Origin of the sequence: Geodermatophilus obscurus (assembly GCF_900115395.1) — a bacterium.
In the GTDB taxonomy this organism is placed as follows: domain Bacteria; phylum Actinomycetota; class Actinomycetes; order Mycobacteriales; family Geodermatophilaceae; genus Geodermatophilus; species Geodermatophilus obscurus_B.
Genome location: NZ_FOWE01000004.1, coordinates 292181 through 312596, shown reverse-complemented (window position 1 = coordinate 312596; position 20416 = coordinate 292181). Strand labels below are relative to the sequence as shown.

The window sequence follows — 20416 nt, the reverse complement described above, 5'->3', positions numbered from 1 at the left end:
GGACCGTCAGAGCTTGACGAGCGGGGCGTAGCGCAGCACGAGCCGCTTGGTGCCGCCGGAGCCGAAGTCGACCGTCGCCTGCGCCTTGTCGCCGACGCCGTTGACCTCGACGACCGTGCCGAGGCCGAACGCGTCGTGGCTGACCCGGTCACCCACCTCGACGGAGATCACCGCCCGGTTGCCGCGCCCGCCCCGCAGCCCGCCGGTGGACAGCCCGGTGGCCGCCACCCGCTGCTGGGCCGATCCGGTGCTCGGCGCCGGCGTCGGGTCGGTGCGCGCCCAGTGCACGGCGTCGGGGGGGAGCTCGTCGAGGAACCGCGAGGGCGGGTTGTAGGCCGGCTGACCCCAGCTGGTGCGCACGGTGGCGCGGGAGAGGTAGAGCCGCTTCTCGGCGCGGGTGATGCCGACGTAGGCCAGCCGCCGCTCCTCCTCCAGCTCGCGCGGGTCGCCGAGCGCCCGCAGGTGCGGGAAGACGCCGTCCTCCAGGGCGGTGACGAAGACGACGGGGAACTCCAGGCCCTTGGCCGTGTGCAGCGTCATCAGCGTGACGACGCCGGCCTCGTCGCCGGAGACGGGGATCTGGTCGGCGTCGGCCACCAGCGACACCTGCTCGAGGAAGTCGGTGACCGTGCCGCCGGGGTTGGCGGCCTCGAACTCCGCGGCCACCGAGACGAGCTCGTTGAGGTTGTCGACGCGCCCCTCGTCCTGCGGGTCGGTGCTGGCCTCGAGCTCGGCGAGGTAGCCGGTGCGGTCGAGGATGCTCTCCAGCAGCGCGGCGGGGCCCGAGCCGGTCTCGACGAGCTGCTCGAACTCCTCCAGCAGCGCCACGAAGTCCTGCAGCGCCTTGAGCGAGCGCGGCGCGAGCGTGGTGATCTCCGGGCAGCGCCGCAGCGCGGTGGCGAAGGCGATCCGCTCCCGGTCGGCGAACTGCTCGATGCAGGACTCGGCCTTGTCGCCGATGCCGCGCTTGGGGGTGTTGATCACCCGGCGCAGGCTGACGACGTCGGCCGGGTTGGCGACCACCTTGAGGTAGGCGAGCGCGTCGCGGACCTCCTTGCGCTCGTAGAAGCGCACCCCGCCGACGACCTTGTAGGGCATGCCGACGCGGATGAACACCTCCTCGAACACCCGGGAGGCGTTGTTGGTCCGGTAGAAGACGGCGATGTCCTTGGGTTGCGCCTTGCCCTCGTCGACCAGCGCGTCGATCTGCTCGGCCACCCAGGCGGCCTCGTCGTGCTCGTTCTCCGCGACGTAGCCCTCGATCAGCTCGCCGTCGCCCGCGTCGGTCCACAGGTTCTTGGGACGGCGGCCGGTGTTCTTGGCGATGACGGTGTTGGCCGCCTGGAGGATCCGCTGCGTGGAGCGGTAGTTCTGCTCCAGCAGGATCGTCGTGGCCTGCGGGTAGTCGCGCTCGAACTCGTCGATGTTGCGGATCGTGGCGCCGCGGAAGGCGTAGATCGACTGGTCGGCGTCGCCGACGACGCACAGCTCGGCCGGCGGGACGGGACCCTCGCCCGTGCCGACCAGCTCGCGCACGAGGACGTACTGCGCGTGGTTGGTGTCCTGGTACTCGTCGACCAGCACGTGCCGGAACCGGCGGCGGTAGTGCTCGGCGACGTCGGGGAAGGCCTGCAGCAGGTTGACCGTCGTCATGATCAGGTCGTCGAAGTCCAGCGCGTGCGCCTCCCGCAGCCGGCGCTGGTAGAGCGTGTAGGCCTCCTTGAGCACCTTCTCCGGCGCCGTCTGGGGGCTGAACGACTCCTCGTCGACGAGCTCGTTCTTCAGGTTCGACACCTGCGCGGCCAGGCTGCGGCCGGGGTAGCGCTTGGCGTCGAGGTCGAGGTCGCGGGCGACCATCGTCATCAGCCGGACCGAGTCGCCCTGGTCGTAGATCGTGAACGACGACTTCAGGCCCAGCTTGGCGGCCTCGGCGCGCAGGATCCGCACGCACATGGAGTGGAAGGTCGACACCCACATCGCGCGGGCGCGCGGGCCGACCAGCTGGGCCACCCGCTCCTTCATCTCGCCGGCGGCCTTGTTGGTGAAGGTGATCGCCAGGACCTCGCCGGGCTGCACGCCGCGGGCGCCCAGCAGGTAGGCGATGCGGTGGGCGAGCACCCGGGTCTTGCCCGACCCGGCGCCGGCGACGATGAGCAGCGGGCCGCCCTCGTGGACGACGGCCTGGCGCTGGGGGCCGTTGAGCCCGGCCAGCATGCGGTCCAGTTCCCGGCCGGCCGAGCCGGGGGCGGAACGCTGGAGCGCGGCGGTTCCGGGGAGGGCCTGCTGCACGCTGCTCATAGCCACACCACTGTAGTTCGGTCGGGGGACGCTCCCCCGCGTCCTCCACACCCGTCCCACGCGCCCCGCCGGGAGCCCGGGCGGCCGCTGGTCGGGGCCGCTGTGCCACACTCGTCGACGTGCTGCTCGCCACCGTTCGCTTTTCCTACGGCCACCGGGATCCGGTGTCCGTCGCCGCTGGCTGAGCAACCGCCGCAACAGACGCCCCGGGCCCGAGGAGCCCGGGGCGTTTCTCGTTCCCGGGTCCCGGAGGTCCCCGCCCCCGCCAGGAGACCGAGATGACCACCGCCAGCACCGCCGCCGACGAGCGCATCGCCGAGCTGCGCGGCGAGATCGACGCCTGCGACGCCGAGATCGTCCGCCTCGTGCAGCACCGGCTCGCCGTCTCGCAGGAGATCGGCGAGCTGCGCCGCGCCACCGGCGGGACGCGGCTCTCGCTGTCCCGCGAGCAGCAGGTGCTCGCCCGCTACCAGGACGCGCTCGGGCCCGACGGGGCCACCCTCGGCCTGGTGCTGCTCCGCCAGGGCCGCGGCCGGCTCTAGGGCCTGTCCTGCGGATCGTGCGAGCCACCACTGCTGTGGTGCCCTCGTGAGCGGCCCCCGAGGCCGCTCGACACCGTCAGCCTCGGCCCACCAGCAGGCCACCGACGACGAACAGTGGCAGCGCCACGAACACGAAGACCCCCGGAGTGGCCAATCCCGACCGGAGCTGGGTTGCTCGACGTCGGACCTCATGCCGTAGAGAGCGTCCATCTCGACGACAGCGGCCCTGGAGAGGATGGTTCCGCCTGCCAGGCTGAGGAAGCAGGCGATGGCGACCAAGGCGATCCCCACCTTCGGCCGGAATCCGCCACCCTGCACGGTGGACCACACCCCCGCAGCGACGAGTGCCGCAGCGGCCGAGGAGAGCAGCCACGCCAGCGCTTGCCGGAGGGCCCGGACGACGTCCCCCATCGGGCAACGGTGGTGGCGCGGACGCGGTGGGCGACACCCCTGGGGACATGGGCCGGCAGCGCACGAGATCCGCAGGACGGGCCGTGGGCCGCCCGGGCCGCTGTCACACCGCGGCGGGCTGCGTCGTCTCCATGACACGCCACCGGAGAGGACGCCGCCATGACCGAGACCCGCACCGCCCGCATCCCGCTCGACCCCCCGCGCAGCCTGCTCACCCGCGTCGCCGACTGGTACTCGCGCCGCACCTACGGCTCGACGCTCGACCCCGCCGCCGCGATGGGCCACCACCCCCGCGTCCTCCTGACCGAGTACCGCCACGAGCGGTCCCTCGCGAGGTGGGACCGGCTCGACCCCACGCTCAAGCACCTCGCCGTCATGTCCGCGGCGGTGACGGTCGGCTGCTCCTGGTGCGTGGACTTCGGCTACTGGGTCGGCGCCGCACAGCACGGCATCGACCCGGCCAAGCTGCGGGCCGTTCCCTCCTGGCGGGACGGCGACGCGCTCACCGACCTCGAGCGGCGGGTGGTCGAGTACGCCGAGGCGATGAGCACCACGCCGATGGGCGTGACCGACGAGATGGTGGCCGGCCTGCGGCGCGACCTCGACGACGCCGCCCTGGTCGAGCTCACGATGATGGTGTCCGTGGAGAACGCCCGGTCGCGCACCAACGGCGCGCTGGGTCTGTCCAGCCAGGGCTTCCGCGACCGCTGCGAGCTCCCGGCCCGGGCATGACCGACCTGCTGCCGGTCTTCGACGCGCACCGGCGGCTGCTGTTCGGCGTCGCCTACCGGATGCTCGGCAGCGTCGCCGACGCCGAGGACACCGTGCAGGACGCCTGGCTGCGCTGGTCGGCGGCCGACCGCGGCGACGTCGCCGACCCGCGCGCCTGGCTGGTGCGGACGACGACGCGGCTGGCGCTGGACCGGCTGACCTCCGCCCGGGCCCGCCGCGAGACCTACGTCGGGCCGTGGCTGCCCGAGCCGCTGCTCACCGACACGGCCGGCGACCCCGCCGACGACGCGGTGCTCGGCGAGCAGGTCTCGCTGGCGCTGCTCGTCGTCCTCGAGAGCCTCTCCCCCGCCGAGCGGGCGGTGTTCGTGCTCCGCGAGGTCTTCGCGCTGCCGGTGGTCGAGGTGGCCGGCGTCCTCGGCCGGTCGGAGGCCGCCGTCCGCCAGCTGGCGCACCGGGCGAGGGAGCACGTGGCGGCGCGCCGGCCGCGCTCGGTCGCCGGCCGGCAGGAGCACCGGGAGGTCACCGAGCGGTTCCTGGCCGCGTGCCTCGGTGGTGACGTCGACGCGCTCCTGGCGGCCCTCGCCCCCGACGCCGTCCTGCTCACCGACGGCGGCGGGCGGACCAAGGCGGCGCTGCGGCCGATCGCCGGCGCCGACAAGGTGGCCCGCTTCCTGGCCGCCGTGGCCGGCGAGGGCGCGTCCTCGCCGGGACTGCGGCTCGAGCTGGCCGAGGTCAACGGCCTGCCCGGCGTCGCCGCCTGGACCGACGCCGGCCCCTTCGTCGCGATGTCGCTGGGGGTGGCCGACGGCCTGGTGCACCAGGTGCTCGTCGTCCTCAACCCCGACAAGCTCACCGGACTGCGCCCGCGCGTGACGCCCGCTTAGGCTCCGCCGGTGACCGCGCCCCCGCCGCCGAAGCCCGCCGAGCACGTCGAGCGCGCCCTCTGTGTGCTCGCCCACCCCGACGACGTCGACTTCGGCAGCGCGGGGACCGTCGCCACCTGGACCGCCGCGGGCACCGAGGTCACCTACTGCATCGTCACCGACGGCGACGCCGGCGGCTTCGACGACACCCCGCGCGACCGGATGGGCCCGCTCCGGCGGGAGGAGCAGCGGGCGGCCGCGGCCGCCGTGGGCGTCACCGACGTCCGGTTCCTCGGGTACCCCGACGGCCGGCTGGAGCTGACGCTGGACCTGCGGCGCGACATCTCCCGGGTGATCCGGCAGGTGCGGCCGCAACGGGTGCTGACCAGCTCGCCGGAGCGCTTCTGGGAGCGGATCGGCGCCAGCCACCCCGACCACATGACCGTCGGGGAGTCGACGCTGCGCGCGGTCTACCCCGACGCCCGCAACCCCTTCGCATTCCCGGAACTGCTGGCCGACGAGGGCCTGGAGGCCTGGACGGTGGGCGAGGTGTGGTTGGGCGCCAGCCCGCGGGCCGACCACGCCGTCGACGTCACCGACGTGGTCGAGCTGAAGTTCGCCGCGCTGAAGAGCCACGTGTCACAGGTCGCCCACGTGGAGGACCTCGAGGGCTTCCTCACCGGCTGGATGGCCCAGACCGCGCGCCGGCTGGGCCTGCCCGAGGGGCGCCTGGCCGAGGCCTTCCACGTCGTGCACACCGCCTGAGCGGCCCGCGGGTCAGACGCGGGCGGCGGCCCTCCGGCGCCCGAGCAGGCCGGCGACGACGTCGCGCACGGAGTGGCGGAACCGGTCGCACCCGCACAGCCCGCAGTCGGTGCCCGGACGGCAGTGCTCGTGCACCGCGCGCTCGTGGGCGCAGGCCGCGCAGCGGGCGTCGGACTCGAGGGGGTCGCGGGACACGCAGACCACCATGCCCGCGTCCGACGCGGTCCGCGCCGGGACGGGGGGTGGCCCACCCCGAAGGGGCCAGACCCCCGCGCGAGCCGGTCACACCGCGACATGGGCCGGCCACGGCGCGTCGAGGGGACCCGACCACGCGCCCATGCGGTCCCGCCGGCCGGACGAGTCCGTCACATCCATCGCATCCCTCCCCTCCCGTCCCGCTCGACGCGGGACGTGCCGGGGCCGGCGGCGGTGGACACCTATGGTCGGGTAGTGGCGAGATTGCGGAACGTAGCGGTGGTGCTGGCCGGGGGAACGGGCACGCGCGTCGGGCTGTCGATCCCCAAGCAGCTGATCCGGGTCGCGGGCAAGCCGATCATCGAGCACACCATCGGGCTCCTCGACGCCTCCCCGCTCATCGACGAGATCGTCGTGATGATGACGCCGGGCCACCTCGACGCCGTCCACGCCATCCTCCGCCCGGGCGGCTACCCCAAGGTGACCCGCGTGCTCGAGGGTGCCGCCACGCGCAACGCCACCACGCAGCGCGCCCTGGACGCCCTGGGCGACGAGGAGTGCAACGTCGTCCTCCACGACGCCGTCCGGCCGCTGCTGAGCCAGCGGGTCATCGCCGACTGCGTCGACGCCCTGGAGACCTACGAGGCCGTCGACACCGCGATCCCGTCGGCGGACACGGTCATCCAGGTGGACGCGGCCACCGGGACCACGATCGACGACGTCCTGCAGCGCCACCTCCTCCGCCGCGGTCAGACCCCGCAGTGCTTCCGTCTCTCGGTGATCCGGCGGGCCTACGAGCGGGCGGCCCGGGACCCCGCGTTCGAGGCCACCGACGACTGCACCGTCGTCCTGCGCTACGCCCCCGAGGTCCCGATCGCCGTCGTGCGCGGCGAGGACCGGAACATGAAGGTCACCGAGCCGATCGACGTCTACCTCGCCGACAAGCTCTTCCAGCTCGACAGCCACGACGCCCCGCGGCCCGCCGACGACTCGGAGTACCGCGCCGCGCTCGCCGGCAAGACCGTCGTCGTCTTCGGCGGCAGCTACGGGATCGGCGCCGACATCGTGCGCCTGGCCGAGTCCCACGGGGCCGACGCCTTCTCCTTCAGCCGCTCGGACACCGGCACGCACGTGGAGCGACGCGCCGACATCGTGGCCGCCTGCGAGCAGGTGCTGGCTGCCACGGGCCGCATCGACCACGTGGTCAACACCGCCGGGATCCTCCCCCGCGGCGAGCTGGCGGAGACCAGCGAGGAGACCGTCTACATGGCGACCGAGGTCAACTACCTCGCGCCCGTCCACATCGCGCAGGTGTTCCACCCGCACCTGAAGCGGACCCGCGGGTCGCTGCTGCTCTTCACCTCCAGCTCCTACACCCGGGGGCGCAGCGGCTACAGCCTCTACTCCTCCGCCAAGGCCGCGGTCGTCAACCTGACGCAGGCGCTGGCCGACGAGTGGACCGCCGACGGGGTGCGCGTCAACTGCGTCAACCCCGAGCGGACCGCCACCCCGATGCGGACCCAGGCGTTCGGGGAGGAGCCCGAGGGCACGCTGCTGACCTCCGGGGCCGTCGCCGAGACCTCGCTCGACGTGCTCGTCTCGTCCTGGACCGGGCACATCGTCGACGTCCGCCGCGAGGACAAGCTCTCCAGCCACCTGTCCGCCTCGGTCGCCGCGGAGGTCCTCCACGAGGAGGAGCCCGGTGACGTGCTGCCCGCGGGGGTGGACCCGCTGGCCGTCCGCGCGCGCTGATCCGGCGGGTACCCGTGCGACCGGATCCTCACGTCGGCGTCGTCGTCCTCACGCAGGGACGGCGGCCGGAGACCCTCGCCGCCGCGCTGGAGTCGGTGCGGGTGCAGGAGGGCGTGCGGACCGACGTCCTCGTCGTCGGCAACGGGTGGACGCCCACCGGCCTGCCCGAGGAGGTCCGCGCGCTGGCGCTGCCCGAGAACCTGGGCATCCCGGCGGGCCGCAACGCCGGCGTCCCGCACGTCTCCGGCGACCTGCTGCTGTTCCTCGACGACGACGCCGCGCTCACCGGCACCGGCTGGCTGGCCGGCGTCGCCGCGCGGTTCGCCGCCGACCCGGGCCTCGGGCTGGTGCAGCCGCGGGTCGACGCCGACGACGGCGGGCCGGCGCCGCGGCGCTGGACGCCGCGCCTGCGGGTCGGCGACCCCCGCCAGCCGAGCCCCGCGTTCTCGGTGTGGGAGGGCGCGGTCGTCGTGCGGCGCAGCGTCTTCGACGCCACCGGCGGGTGGCCGGCACCGTTCTTCTACGCCCACGAGGGCATCGAGCTGGCCTGGCGGGTCTGGGACGCCGGTTCCACGGTCTGGTATGCCGGGGACGTCGCCGTCTCCCACCCCCGGACGTCACAGACCCGGCACGCCCAGTACCTGCGGCTCAACGCCCGCAACCGGGTCTGGCTGGCCCGCCGGAACCTGCCCTGGGTGCTCGGGGTGCCCTACGTCGCGTCCTGGACCGTGCTGCAGGTGGTGCGCTCGGTCCGCGCACCGGCCACCCTACGGCCCTGGTTCGCCGGCTGGTGGGAGGGCTGGCGCAGCCCCGCCGGCGGCGGGCGGCGGCCGCTGCGGTGGGGCACCGTGGTCCGCATGGCCCGTCACGGGCGCCCGCCGGTCATCTGAGCGTCACACCCGCCGCACGGGTCCCGGCGCCGGGCCCCGGCCAGGTGACCGGCAGGTAGCGTGCGGGCGAACGAACTCCAGGAGCTCCCGCGTGCCTGCCCTCTTCCCCCTCACCCCCGCCCGGCTGCGCTCGTCGGCCGGCCGCCTCGTCCGGCGCCTGGGCCTGCAGCCCGGCGGCGAGCCCGACGCCCTCGGGGAGGACGCCCGGCTCGGTGACGTCGTCCTCGACCAGCGGGTCGTCGTCTTCTTCCCCGAGCCGCTGCGCAACGCCTACCAGCTCGAGCAGTGGCTGGGCCCGCTCACCGCGCTGCACGAGCGGCACGGCGTCGTCGTCCTGACCCAGGACAGCCGGACGACGGCGCGGCTGCGGCAGGTGACCGCGCTGCCGGTGCTCTGCGTGGCCTGGACCGCGACGATGGAGGGGCTGATCCGGCGCAGCCGCGTGGCCGTGGCCCTCTACGTCAGCCACCACCCCCGCAACTTCGCCTTCCTGCGGTGGCCGGAGCTGGCCCACGTCCACCTCGGGCACGGCGACAGCGACAAGGCCGTCTCCGCCTCCAACCAGCTCAAGGCCTACGACCGGGTGTTCGTGGCCGGGCAGGCGGGCGCCGACCGGGTCCTGGACACCCTCATGTGGTTCGACGCCGACCGACTGGTGCACGTCGGGCGGCCGGGACTCGAGCGCCTGCCGGCCCGGGAGCGCCCCGCGGGCGCCCCGGTCACCGTCCTGTACGCGCCCACCTGGGAGGGCGCGCAGCAGTCGATGTCCTACAGCTCGGTGCGCAGCCACGGCGTCGCACTGGTGCGCTCGCTGCTGGCCGCGGGGTACCGCGTCGTCTACCGGCCCCACCCGCGCACCGGCGCCAACCGGGCCGACGTGCGGGCGGCCGACACCGCGCTGCGGGCCCTGTTCGCCGAGGAGGGCGTGGCCGCGACCGGCAGCGTCGTCGACCCCGGGCGGTCCGTCCCGGAGGCCTTCGCCGACGCCGACGTGCTCGTCACCGACGTGTCCTCGCTGGCCGTCGAGTGGCTGCCGACCGGCCGGCCCGTCGTGGTCACCGTCCCGGCCGAGCCGGGCGCCGTCGTCGGGCCCTCGCCGCTGCTCGATGCCCTCCCCCGGCTGGCCGCCGAGGACGCCGCCGGCGCCGGCGACCTGGTGCGCCGCTGCCTGGCCGACGACCCGGAGCGGGCGCGCCGGGCGGAGCTGGTGGAGCACTACCTGGGCGGCGCGGACCCGGAGGCGGCGCTCGAGCGGTTCCTCGGCGCGGTCGACGCGGTCATCCGGGAGCGCGACGCGCTGCAGGCCGCGCCGGCGCGGGCCCTCCGGTGACCGCCGAGCGTCCCGCCCGGCCCACGATCGCCCAGCTGCGCGAGGTCACCCAGCCGCCGGCGATCCGCGGCCGCCGCACCGCCGAGCACTGGACCGGCGACCTCTACATGCGGCAGGTCTCGCCCTACCTCACCCGCGTGCTGGTGCGGGCCGGGCTGTCGGCGAACAACGTCACCTGGCTGATGATCCTGTTCGGCTGGGGCGCGGGCCTGGCCCTGCTGGTCCCCGGCATCGCCGGGCCGCTGCTGTCGGTGCTGTGCGCGCAGCTGCAGATGCTCTTCGACGCCAGCGACGGCGAGGTCGCCCGCTGGCGCGCCACCTCCAGCCCGATGGGGGTCTTCCTCGACCGGTTCGGCCACTACACCGCCGAGTCGCTGATCCCGCTCGGGCTGGGCGTGCGCGCGGCGGGGGGCCCGGGCGCGCTGCTCGACGGCGACGGGTTCGGCTGGGCCTGCCTCGGCGCGCTGCTGGCCCTGGTGATCGTGCTCAACAAGGCCCTCAACGACATGGTGCACGTCGCGCGGGCGGCCGCCGGCCTGCCCCGCGTGGCCGACGACGAGGTGACGACGGCGCCGCGGGCCCAGGGCCTGGCCCGGCTGCGGCGGCTGGCCCGCTTCGTGCCGTTCCACCGGCTGTACCACTCGATCGAGCTGAGCCTGATCGTGCTCGTCTTCGCGGTGGTCGACCTCGTCGCCGGGGGTCTGACCGGCACGCACGTGCTGCTGGTCGCGCTGATCCCGGCGTCGCTGCTGGCCGTGGCGGGGCACTTCGTGGCGATCGTGTCGTCCTCGCGCCTGCGCGCGGGCTGACCGCTCAGCGGCGCACCTGCACGGTGACGGTGCCGACGAGCGGACGGTGGTCGGAGCACGCGCCGGCGGGCAGGTCCGGCCGGCCGGCCACGGAGGTGCAGGTCAGCGGGGTGTCGAGGGCGTCGGCGGTGTAGGCGCCGGTGATGCGGTCCTGCCGGACGAACAGGTGGTCGATCTTGGCGCAGCCACGGGTGTCCGCCGGCGTGCACGGCGCGCCGCCGCCGCACGGGGGCGGGGCGCCGGCCGGGCCGGTGGCGGTCCACTCGCCGGTGCCCGGGCACCCCGGATCGGTGTCGTCGAGCTCCCGGTAGCTGCCGCGCCCGCCTCCCGAGCCCGCCGTCCCGGGCGCGTACCAGCCGTCGAGCCGGCGGTAGTGCGGCTGGGCGTTGAGGTCCCCGGCGACGACCACGGTGTCGCCCGCGGCGTGGCCGGCCTCCACGGAGGCGAGCACGGCCGCGAGCTGCGCCTCGTTGTGCGGCCGGCCGTCCACCGGCGACGCGCCCCCGCTCGTGGTCACGTGCGTGGTGCAGAAACGCAGCCCCGCCGGGTCGCGCGCGGACACGCACAGCAGGGCCCGCTGCTCCCGCGAGCCGTCGTGGGGCAGCGTGACCGCCTCGACCGCGCCGACCGGGTGGGCGCTGAACACCGCGAGACCGGCCGGCCGGCCGGCGCACACGTCGGGGCCGGCCAGCGTGGCCCGGAAGGCCGAGGACGCGGCCGGGTCGGCCGGCCACCCGAGCTCCCGCAGCCGGGCGCCGACGGCCGCGTACTGCTGCTCGCAGACCTCGTTGAGCGAGACGAGGTCTGCGCCGGTGGCGAGGACCGAGGCGACGACGGCGTCGACCAGCCCGTCGGTGACCGAGCCGCCGTGCAGGGTGTTGCCCGCGACGTTCCAGTGCCAGGCCGTGACCGTCGCGGTCGGCTCGGGCTCCGCCTTCGGTTCCGACGCCGGCCCGGGCTCGGCTGCGGCCTGCGGGCTCGTCCGCGGGGCACCGGTCAGCGCCGCGGGGGCCGTCCCGGAGGTCGGCTCCGCGCCGCCGAGCACGAGCGCCGCTCCCACGGCCAGCACGACCGGCAGGGCGAGCGGCAGTGACCACCGCCCGCGCCCTCCGGCCCGGCCCTGGCTCAGGACGGACCGCCCGGGGTCCCGGGTGCGCTCGGAGGTCGGGCGGACACCCGGTCATCATCGCCGCCCGCCGTCCCGCCGACGACGGGAGCCGCCCGTCAGGGTGTGCGGTCAGGCGGTCGCGTCGCGGGACCGCTCGCGCGTCACGGGAGGGTGGTGAGCTTGCGGGTGGTGCCCCACGGGCTGCTGCCGGCCGCACTGTGGGCCCGCACCGTCACCTGGTGGACGGTGCCCCGGCGCAGGCCGTCCCAGCGGTACGTCAGCTCGGCGGCCGGCACCCGGACGGAGGTCCACGCGGTCCACCGCGACCCGTCCCAGTACTGGATCCGCGCCTCGTACGAGGTGACCGGCGCGCCCTGCGGGACGCTGCCGTACCAGCCGAACCGGACGTAGGTGCTCCCCGCGGTGAGGTTGCGGTCGGTGCGCGGGGCGAGCGGGGCGGTGGCCGGGATGCCCTTCACCCAGCCGGTCCAGGCACTGTGGCCGGCCGCGTTGTGGGCCACGACGCGGAAGCGGTAGGTGCGGCCGTTGTCCAGGCCGGTGAAGGTGGTCGACAGCTGCGAGGCCGGCACCGTCCGGTAGCTCGTCGAGTGCCAGGCGCCCACGCTGGGCCCCCAGATCTCGGTCGCGATCGTGTAGCGGTCGATCGTCGACGGCGAGGTCGCCGGGCGCGCCCAGGACAGCCGCACCGTCCGGTCCCCGCGGGTGGCGGTGGGCCGCTGGGGCGCCGACGGCGTGGCGGCCGCGGCCGGGAGGCAGGCATTCGTCAGGGTCGGCGTCCACTGCTGGGCCTTGGGCAGGTCGTTCCACGAGCGGTAGCCCCAGTGCCCGGGGTAGCTGCGCCGGGTCGAGCCCTCGCAGGCGTACAGCGTGCGCGGGTCGATCCGCGGTCCGGTGATGCCGCCGGTGCGCACCTCGAAGTGCAGGTAGTTCGTCCTGCACGGGGCGACGTCGCCGGTGCTGCCCATGGTCCCGATCCGCGTGGCCGGGGTGACCAGCTCGCCGTCGTCGAGGCCCGCGGTGATCGTGTCGAGGTGGTTGTACTTGGTGACCAGGCCGCCGCCGTGGTCGACCCACGCCCACGTGCCGCTGGTCTCGCTGCCCGACGTGCGGCAGCCGGTGTCGCGCGCGCCGACGTGGAAGACGCCGGCGCCGGCGGCGTGGACGGGGTCGCCCTTCTCGCCGAGCAGGTCCATCGCCCAGTAGCCGTGGTAGCCGTTGCAGCCCGCCGGGTACGCCGGCGTGCCCGGGTTGGAGAACGTGCAGGAGACGCGGGCCGGGTCGCGCAGCGGGAACCAGACCGGGTCGCTGAACGGGTGCGCCGACGTGCCGCTCCAGGCGGCCGCGGTGACCGGGGCCGCCGCGGCGGGTGTCGCGGTCGCCGTGCCGGCCGCGAGCGCGGTGGTCAGGACCGCGGTGAGCAGGGCCGCGCCCAGGGGCCGTCGACGGAGCCGGTTGCCGATCACGTGCGCCCTCCCAGGGTCCGGTCCCCGAGGTGATCGGCAGATGAGGGGCGACGTTGAGGCCAGCTCACCCGTCCGTGTCGCGGGGCGCGCGTGACGCGTGTGGCGGAGGCGTCGGGTGCGCCCCCGGCCGGGTGCGAGGTACCTCCCTCCCCCGGACCCCGCCTTTAGCGTGACGGAGTGGTCACCCTCAGCTCTCCGGCTGTCGAGCCGCCGCCGCGCTTCCGGGTGCTGGACGGCCTGCGTTTCGTCGCCGCGATGTCCGTCGTCGGCTTCCACTTCACGGCGCGCGAGAGCGAGGTGTGGGGGACGACGCCCGACCGGGTCTTCCCCACGCTGTCGCAGTACGCGGCGTACGGGACGCTCGGGGTCGAGTTCTTCTTCGTGATCAGCGGGTTCGTCATCCTCATGACGGCCTGGGACCGCTCGGTGGCCTCCTACACCGCCTCGCGGATCGGGCGGCTGTTCCCCGCCTACTGGGCCGGCGCGCTGCTGAGTGCGTTCCTGCTGCTGGTGCTGTGGCCGGAGGGCCGTCCTACCGACGTGGGCGAGGTGCTGGTCAACCTGACCATGGCGCACGAGGCGTGGGGTGTGCACCGGCTCGAGGGCGTCTACTGGACGCTCTGGATCGAGCTGCGGTTCTACGTGCTGGTCGGCCTGCTCATGGTCGTCGGGATCACCCGGGGCCGGCTCCTGGCGTTCTGCGCGCTGTGGCCGGTGGCCGCCGCCGTGGCCGGCAGCACCGGCTCGCCGCTGCTGGAGGCCGTGCTCATGCCCACCCACGCCCCGCTGTTCGCCGGCGGCATGATGCTCTTCTTCATCACCCGCGAGGGCCACTCGCTGCTGGCCTGGCTCGTCGTCGCGGGGAACGCCGTCTTCGCCGCCAACGCCGCCGACCACGGCGCCCGCGGACGCATCGACGACATCACGGCCGTCGAGCACAGCTCCGTCGTCGTGTGGGTGGTGACGCTGGGCTGCTTCGCCGTCGTGGCCGCCGCGTCGATGACCCGGCTGCGCGCGGTCTCCTGGGGCTGGCTGACCGTGCTCGGGGCCCTCACCTACCCCCTGTACCTGGTGCACGAGTTCTGGGGCCGGTACGTGATCGAGCTGCTCAGCCCGCGGCTGCCCGGGCACCTGGTGCTGGCCCTCGCGGTGGGTGTGGGACTCGCGCTGGCCTGGCTGGTCCACCGGTACGTCGAGCGCCCGTTCTCGGCGCGGCTGCGCCGCAGCGTGCAGCGGACGCTGGAGGAGCCGGCCCGCCGGCACCCGGCCGGGGCCCCGTCCGTCGCGCCGGCGGCCGCCGCGGCCGCGCCCGCCGCCGTCCGCGGCCGGAACGTGGCGGCGGACCTCCCCGACGACGAGACGACGCGGATGCCCCCGCAGTCCTTCGCGCCGGCGGGCCGGCACGCCGCGCTCTCCCGCCGCTGACCCCCGGACGCACCGCGGCCTGCGTCCCTCCCGGGGGACGCCGGCCGCGGGCGCTCCCGGCTCAGACCGACGCGGCGGCGGCGGCCAGGGTGGTCGTCGACAGGCCGGCGTCGCGGAGCAGGTCCAGCGCGTAGCCGACCTCCTTCTCGGCCAGCTTCTCGGCCATCTGCCGGCAGCCGCGGGGGTGGGTGCGCGCGGCCGCCAGGACGACCTCCCGCCCGGCCGGGTCCCCGTGGTGCAGCGCCGTCAGCCCCTCGAGGAGCGACCCGTACCAGGGGTACTTGTCGAAGGTCGCCGGGCCCAGGGCCGCCAGCTGTCGCATGCCCTGCTCGGTGCGCGCGAGCTCCAGCGACAGCGTGAAGATCTTCTCCTCCGCGGCAGGCATGACCCGGCGCACGGTCGCGAGGACGTCCCGCCTCTTGCGGCGCGAGTCGTTGGGAGCCGTCACCGACCGCAGGGAACCGACCACGCTCACCCGCACCTCGGTGGGCGGCACCTCCTGCCACTTGGTGGCGGCGAGGAACGCCGGGCGGCCGTCGACGAGCCGGTCGCAGGTGACCACCCGCTCGACGACGTCGCCGATGACGACGCGGACCCGGCAGTCCTGCCCCGGCCGCAGGCCCTCGACGGTGCCGATGACGCCGTCGCGCGAGACCGAGTGGACGACGGGCACGAGCTCGCGGGCCGGGGAGGCGTCGAGCACCTGCTCCAGCCGGCGGACCTCCTGCCGGACGGCGTCGGCCATCCGTGCGGCCCGGTCCTCCTGCCGCGGCAGCTGCACGTACTTCTCGAACATCGCCAGGTCCCGGTGGGCGACGGCGGCGCGGTCGGCCTTGGGCAGCTGCCGGCGGCGCGTCCACTCGGCGCGGGACTTGGTGAAGTAGTGGTGCACCAGCACCTCGCCGTCGACGGCGTCGACGACGTCGATCGGCATGCGGTCGGACCAGCGCGGGCTCTCGTAGCGGTTGTCGGCGTAGCGGCCCCACATGAGGTCGGCGACGTGGGTCCGCATCGCCAGCACCGCGTCGCTGCGGACGACGGTCTTCACGCTCGGGCCGGGCTTCTCCGCGCAGTTGGTGAACCGCTCGACGACGAGGCCGGCGCGCTGCTCCTCCTGACCGCCGGAGCCGAACACCAGCCACGGCAGGGCGAAGGCGGTGATCGAGGGGTCGCGCTCGAGGCCGCGCCGGATGAACTCCTCCACCGTGCCGGTACGCGGCACCACGAACTCGTCGAGGTCGCAGACGAGCACCCAGTCGTACCGCCCGGCATGGTTCTCGAGGAAGTGCTGGTAGGCGTGCCGCTGCGGCGGGACGCCCTCCCGGCGGGGCCAGTGCGTCCGGTGGACGACGCCCGCGGCGTCGAGGGCGGCGAGCACCTCGGAGGTGCCGTCGTCGGAGACGTTGTCGTAGACGTGGATGCCGGCGAAGCCCGCCAGGCGGTGCCAGGCCACCCACTCCAGCAGGTAGTCCCGCTCGTTGCGCGCGATCGCGCACACGCCGATCCGCAGGCCGCCCTCGGGGACGGGCGGCGGCAGGGACGGCACCGGGCGGGCTGAGCGCGGACGGCCCAGGCGGGTGATCAGCGAACGCATGGGGAGGCCTCCAATGGAGCCGGGTCGGGGTGCACGGAGGAGAGGACGTCCGACGGCCAGGGCGCTGCACCATCCTCAGCCGCGGCTGGGATGGGGCACAGTGCATCGCACAGCTCTGCTCTGCCGATGCGTCGGCCGGCTGCCTCGGCCCTGCCGGGGCAACCGCCAGGCACTCGCCGTGTTCAGCCTCGCGCTGGCGTCCCCCGGACAACAGGCACCGTCGGACGTCCCGGGCGATCCGCGGGGACTCGCCCACGCAGGCGCCCGGGCCTGGCTCAGTCGCTGACGCGGAGTTCCAGGTCCTCGGGCAGGCCGTGGAACAACTTGAAGCGAGTGTTGACGACGTCCCACGCGGGGTCCGGGTGGTGCACCTGACCGCGGAAGGGCAGCGGCTCTATGTCGACCTCCGTGGCGCCCGCCTCGACCTCGGCACGGATGTGGTCGAGACGTTCGACCGACGCGACCTGGATCACCGCATAGACGACGACGTGGGCAGCGAGGGTGGCCAGCGCCACGGCCGCCACCACAGGGGTGCCGTATCGACTGGCCCCCTCCCCTGCCGTCTCGGTCACCTCCTTGAGCAGGACCATGACGACGACCATGAGCAGCACGTACGTCGGGAAGAAGCACCGAGGCCCCACGGGCTCGACGATGGTCAGTGGCCCAGCGAGCAGGACGACTGAACCGCAGGCCGTGTACACCTGCTGCCGGCGCCACACGCTGGAGACGAGGAGTCTGGTCACGACCACCAGCAGCCCGAGGAGGAGGAACGCAGCGACACCCGCCAGCATCCTCAGGGACAAGGGCAGCGAGGGAACGGTGTCGGAGTTCCGGAGCACGAGCGTCAAGGTCAGGAAGACCACGGCGAGACCGCCGACAGTAACCGCCGCGCGGTGGCTGACTCGAGGACCAGCCGCGAGGAGCAGAGCACCGACCAACACGACGACGGCCACGTTGAGCAGGACGTTCTGGACCACCAACTGATGGCTGACTACGTCGCCGGCCTTCGCCACGAGCCGCAGCACCGCACCGAGGCCAAGGCTGGAGTCGATCTGCTGGTAGCCGTTCTCCCCGCCGGCCGCAGCCCGGTAAGCCTCGTTCTGGAACATCAGGACGGCACCCGCGGCCAACGCCACGGACCAGCAGGTCGCACGGGCGGAGAAGTGACCGCGTACGACTCGGTGGCACGTCGTGTAGGCCAGGCTAGCCACCACCAAGTACAGGGTGACGTGCTCCATGAACAGGGCTGAGACCACACCGAGCATCACCGTCCCGACACCCTCGACGAGGCCCAGACGGCGCCGGGACCCGTGTCGCCAGTCCGCCTTGACGACTCGGACGAAGACAAGCACGCACAGCGCGGCCAGTGCGTAGTTCGCGAAGCCCGACGTCCACACGACCGCCTGCCGCCAGACGGCCACGGGCATGCCGATGAACAGGAGGGTCGCCAGCGCGTACCCCAGTGGCGTCCTGCTCTCGGCCAGGTCGACGACGAGGAAGACGATAGCCGTGACGGTGGCGGCCACGACGAGTGCCGCGAGAAAGCCCGACCGGGTCAGAACGAGCACAGCGAGATTGCCCGCGTACCTGCCGTTGTAGTTGTCGAAGAAGGTCGATAGGCGCTCCTGTCCGATGCGGGAACCCCACGCCCAGTCGTCACCGCTGAAGGGAAACAGCAGGGCCAACCCGGAGAAAGCCAGGAACAAGGCGACTAGGAACACCCTCTCCCATCCGAGCGTGATGACACGGCTCCGCAACTGCTCGGGGGACAATAGGGTCGAGTTCACGCGCAGGTCCTCCAGACGACCGAGGACCGTGGGACCTCGCTAGACGGCGGCGCGACGGTTCGTCCACAGAATGTGGATGGAACTCGACGCCGAATCAAAGATAAGCGACACGCGCGCGAGACACCGAGCTGGGTGAGGACAATGGGCTGACTGATGCCGCTGGTGCCCCTGGTGCAGGTGATCCGACACATGGGGCGGACGTGTACAGCTCAGGACGGTCACGTCTTCCTCCAACGGGCAGATGCGCTTGACTCTGCACTCGAGAGATGAGGCTGAAGCCGGGACGACAGTCCAGTGACCAATGCGGCGACCGTGACGAGTGATGCGGAGGAGGTCGGACGATCAGTTGCGTCCGCGCAAATGGCATCTCGTCGGCATCCCCTCGACTAGCCTCGAACTGCCAGCCCGGATCGAGTGTCCCTGTCATGGAAACGGATGCCGTGAAGCTCTCAGTCGTCGTGCCTTGCTATAACGAGGAGGCCGTTCTCGACGGACTCGTCGAGGCGCTGAAGGACCACTTGCCTGCGATCACCGACGACTTCGAGGTGATCCTCGTCGACGACGGAAGCCGGGATGACACCTTGGCGATCCTGCGGAGGACGGCTGTCAGCGATCCCCGCTTCCGGTACCTGGCACTGAGCCGGAACTTCGGCAAGGAGTCGGCGATGCTGGCTGGGCTGAGTCAGACGCGGGGCGAGGCGGTGGTCATCATGGACGCTGACCTCCAACACCCCCCGCAGCTCATCGCGGAGATGCTCACCTTCCTGGACAAGGGCTACGACCAGGTGGTGGCCCGGCGCAACCGGACCGGTGACGCCCTGTTCCGGACCCTCGTCTCACGCGCCTACTACCTGGTGATCAACCGGCTGATCGACGTCCGCCTCGAGGACGGCGTCGGCGACTTCAGGGTCCTGAGCAGGACCGCGGTCCGGGCCGTGCTTGCACTGGGCGAGTGCAACCGCTTCTCCAAGGGACTGTTCTCCTGGATCGGCTTCAACACCACGACCGTCGACTACGACAACGTGGCGCGCGAGGCCGGCGAGAGCAAGTGGCGGCTCCGCGATCTGGTGGACTACGGCATCGACTCGGTCGTCTCGTTCAACAGCAAGCCTCTTCGACTCGCCATCCACGTCGGCGCACTGGCCGCTTTCGTCGCTTTCCTCTACGCGGCCTGGGTGGTCACGGACGCCCTCGTCCAGGGCAACGCCGTGCCCGGATACGTGACGACCATCTGCGCGGTAGTGGGATTCGGCGGTCTGCAGATGATCCTGCTGGGCGTCACCGGGGAGTACCTGGGGCGCATCTACGTCGAATCGAAGGGCCGGCCGCACTTCCTCCTCAAGGAGAGCAGTGAAGGGGCCGCTACGCCCGTCACCGTGCCACTGGGCGCCCGCTACGAGCAGTTCGCCCAGCTGAGCCCGACCCTCCGCACGGACACCGAGCGCGAGGCCGCGGACCTCGAGCTCACCCACTGATGCTGGGGCGCCTGCTCCGCTTCGCCGCTGTAGGAGTTCTCAACACCGGCATCTACTACGGGTGCTATCTGGCCCTCCACGCCGCGATCCCATACGTCCTGGCACACGTGCTGGCCACCGCCATCGCGATGGTGTGCTCGTACTTCCTCAACTGCTACGTCACGTTCAACAGGGCGCCCTCGTGGCGCACGTTCCTCCTGTTCCCTCTGTCGAACCTGGCGAACGTCGTGGTCACCACGGCCGGGCTCCCCGTTGCGGTCGACGTCCTCGGGCTGGACGAGCGAATCGCCCCCCTTCCGGTCGCTGTCCTCGCCATCCCGATCACCTACCTCGTGACCGCCACGGTGATGTCTGACGGAGATCAGCGAGCGCGGTCCGGGAGCAACGGAGCACCGACGCTCCGGTCCGCCGCATCCGCCTCCTGAGCGGGTCTCGGCTGGGTCCGGTGCACGTGCCGTGGCCACGGCGTGGAACCTCGCGACTCCCGCCACGGTCTTCATGATGGGTGCGGCAGCACGGTCGCCGCACGCGACGTCCGACGCTGCTCCACCCGGAGCAGGCCGGGGCGGACCCGTCACCGGCGTCGTCCGGGTGAGAGAGCGAGCTCCTCCGCGCCCGCGGCCACGCCACGGCGACGCTGTGTCGGGACGCTCCGGCTCGGCGATGAGCAACCGCCCGACTCGACGCCCATCCTGCGAGACCGCAGCCTCAAGCCACCCCGCGCTCGCCGCGCGCGGAGCATCCCGGAGAGGTGGCGCGCCCGAATCCTCAACCGTCGTCGAGCCTGTACCGCCTGGCGGCGGATACAGGTCGGCGCTCGTCCAGCAGGGGCGCAGGCGCGCCGATCGCGATCGGTGCCGAGTCGAGCTGTCCATGGCCCGCCATGCGCGGGAGGCGGAGACGCTGCAGGAGCGACACCCCCTGTCAGCGCTCTGCCACCTCCACCGGCAGGAGCA

At 73.5% G+C, this 20416-nt stretch carries 17 protein-coding genes; 11 read left to right on the top strand and 6 right to left on the bottom strand.

Going from position 1 to position 20416, the window contains the following annotated elements:
* Positions 1-6 precede the first annotated feature (6 nt).
* Positions 7-2298 carry a DNA helicase PcrA gene (pcrA, locus tag BM165_RS10095; protein WP_075013381.1) on the bottom strand — a complete coding sequence of 764 codons (2292 nt, stop codon included), beginning with the start codon at positions 2296-2298 and terminating at the stop codon, positions 7-9.
* Between the two features lie 278 nt (positions 2299-2576).
* Between pcrA and BM165_RS10090 the strand changes: the two genes are divergently transcribed.
* The 4 genes from BM165_RS10090 (at position 2577) to BM165_RS10075 (ending at position 5611) form a co-directional block, all read left to right on the top strand.
* Entirely contained in the window at positions 2577-2840 is a 264-nt protein-coding gene (locus tag BM165_RS10090) for a chorismate mutase (protein WP_075013380.1), read from the top strand.
* A 570-nt stretch (positions 2841-3410) separates the two neighbouring features.
* A complete protein-coding gene (locus tag BM165_RS10085; protein ID WP_075013379.1) occupies positions 3411-3983 on the top strand; it encodes a carboxymuconolactone decarboxylase family protein in 573 nt (190 codons plus the stop codon).
* On the top strand, positions 3980-4867 hold the full coding sequence (sigJ, locus tag BM165_RS10080) for an RNA polymerase sigma factor SigJ (RefSeq protein WP_075013378.1): 888 nt from the start codon (positions 3980-3982) through the stop codon (positions 4865-4867). The genes BM165_RS10085 and sigJ overlap by 4 nt, the downstream gene beginning before the upstream one ends.
* Before the next feature lie 9 nt (positions 4868-4876).
* Entirely contained in the window at positions 4877-5611 is a 735-nt protein-coding gene (locus BM165_RS10075; protein ID WP_075013377.1) for a PIG-L deacetylase family protein, read from the top strand.
* A gap of 12 nt (positions 5612-5623) precedes the next feature.
* Here BM165_RS10075 and BM165_RS10070 read toward each other — a convergent pair whose 3' ends face one another.
* On the bottom strand, positions 5624-5806 hold the full coding sequence (locus BM165_RS10070; RefSeq protein WP_143108106.1) for a hypothetical protein: 183 nt from the start codon (positions 5804-5806) through the stop codon (positions 5624-5626).
* Positions 5807-6061: 255 nt separating this feature from the next.
* On the opposite strand from BM165_RS10070, the gene BM165_RS10065 reads away from it, so the two are divergent.
* The 4 genes from BM165_RS10065 to BM165_RS10050 all read left to right on the top strand — a co-directional run bounded on the left by BM165_RS10065 (position 6062) and on the right by BM165_RS10050 (position 10587).
* Positions 6062-7558, top strand: coding sequence for a bifunctional cytidylyltransferase/SDR family oxidoreductase (locus BM165_RS10065; protein WP_208976704.1), 1497 nt, complete (start codon positions 6062-6064; stop codon positions 7556-7558).
* 14 nt (positions 7559-7572) lie between these two features.
* Positions 7573-8448: a glycosyltransferase family 2 protein gene (locus BM165_RS10060; protein ID WP_075013375.1), complete on the top strand. Its 876-nt coding sequence runs from the start codon at positions 7573-7575 to the stop codon at positions 8446-8448.
* Positions 8449-8539: 91 nt separating this feature from the next.
* Positions 8540-9778 (top strand): CDP-glycerol glycerophosphotransferase family protein, encoded by a 1239-nt coding sequence (locus BM165_RS10055; protein WP_075013374.1) that lies wholly within the window; start codon positions 8540-8542, stop codon positions 9776-9778.
* The gene (locus BM165_RS10050; RefSeq protein WP_075013373.1) at positions 9775-10587 is read left to right on the top strand and encodes a CDP-alcohol phosphatidyltransferase family protein; all 813 of its coding nucleotides are present in this window, start codon (positions 9775-9777) and stop codon (positions 10585-10587) included. Before BM165_RS10055 ends, BM165_RS10050 begins: the two co-directional genes overlap by 4 nt.
* A 4-nt stretch (positions 10588-10591) precedes the next feature.
* Here BM165_RS10050 and BM165_RS10045 read toward each other — a convergent pair whose 3' ends face one another.
* Together BM165_RS10045 and BM165_RS10040 are read right to left on the bottom strand one after the other, a co-directional pair.
* On the bottom strand, positions 10592-11656 hold the full coding sequence (locus tag BM165_RS10045; RefSeq protein ID WP_208976703.1) for an endonuclease/exonuclease/phosphatase family protein: 1065 nt from the start codon (positions 11654-11656) through the stop codon (positions 10592-10594).
* Between the two features lie 200 nt (positions 11657-11856).
* Positions 11857-13179, bottom strand: a complete 1323-nt coding sequence (locus tag BM165_RS10040) for a fibronectin type III domain-containing protein (protein WP_075013372.1) — start codon at positions 13177-13179, stop codon at positions 11857-11859.
* Positions 13180-13356: 177 nt separating this feature from the next.
* Between BM165_RS10040 and BM165_RS10035 the strand changes: the two genes are divergently transcribed.
* A complete protein-coding gene (locus tag BM165_RS10035) occupies positions 13357-14604 on the top strand; it encodes an acyltransferase family protein (protein WP_075013371.1) in 1248 nt (415 codons plus the stop codon).
* Positions 14605-14665: 61 nt separating this feature from the next.
* Here BM165_RS10035 and BM165_RS10030 read toward each other — a convergent pair whose 3' ends face one another.
* Positions 14666-16198, bottom strand: coding sequence for a glycosyltransferase family 2 protein (locus BM165_RS10030; protein WP_075013370.1), 1533 nt, complete (start codon positions 16196-16198; stop codon positions 14666-14668).
* A 275-nt stretch (positions 16199-16473) separates the two neighbouring features.
* Complete coding sequence (locus tag BM165_RS10025; RefSeq protein ID WP_075013369.1) at positions 16474-17985, bottom strand: DUF6056 family protein; 1512 nt, start codon at positions 17983-17985, stop codon at positions 16474-16476.
* Positions 17986-18410: 425 nt separating this feature from the next.
* On the opposite strand from BM165_RS10025, the gene BM165_RS10020 reads away from it, so the two are divergent.
* Positions 18411-19460, top strand: coding sequence for a glycosyltransferase family 2 protein (locus BM165_RS10020; protein ID WP_075013368.1), 1050 nt, complete (start codon positions 18411-18413; stop codon positions 19458-19460).
* Positions 19460-19885 (top strand): GtrA family protein, encoded by a 426-nt coding sequence (locus BM165_RS10015; protein ID WP_075013367.1) that lies wholly within the window; start codon positions 19460-19462, stop codon positions 19883-19885. The genes BM165_RS10020 and BM165_RS10015 overlap by 1 nt, the downstream gene beginning before the upstream one ends.
* The last annotated feature ends 531 nt before the right edge of the window (positions 19886-20416 follow it).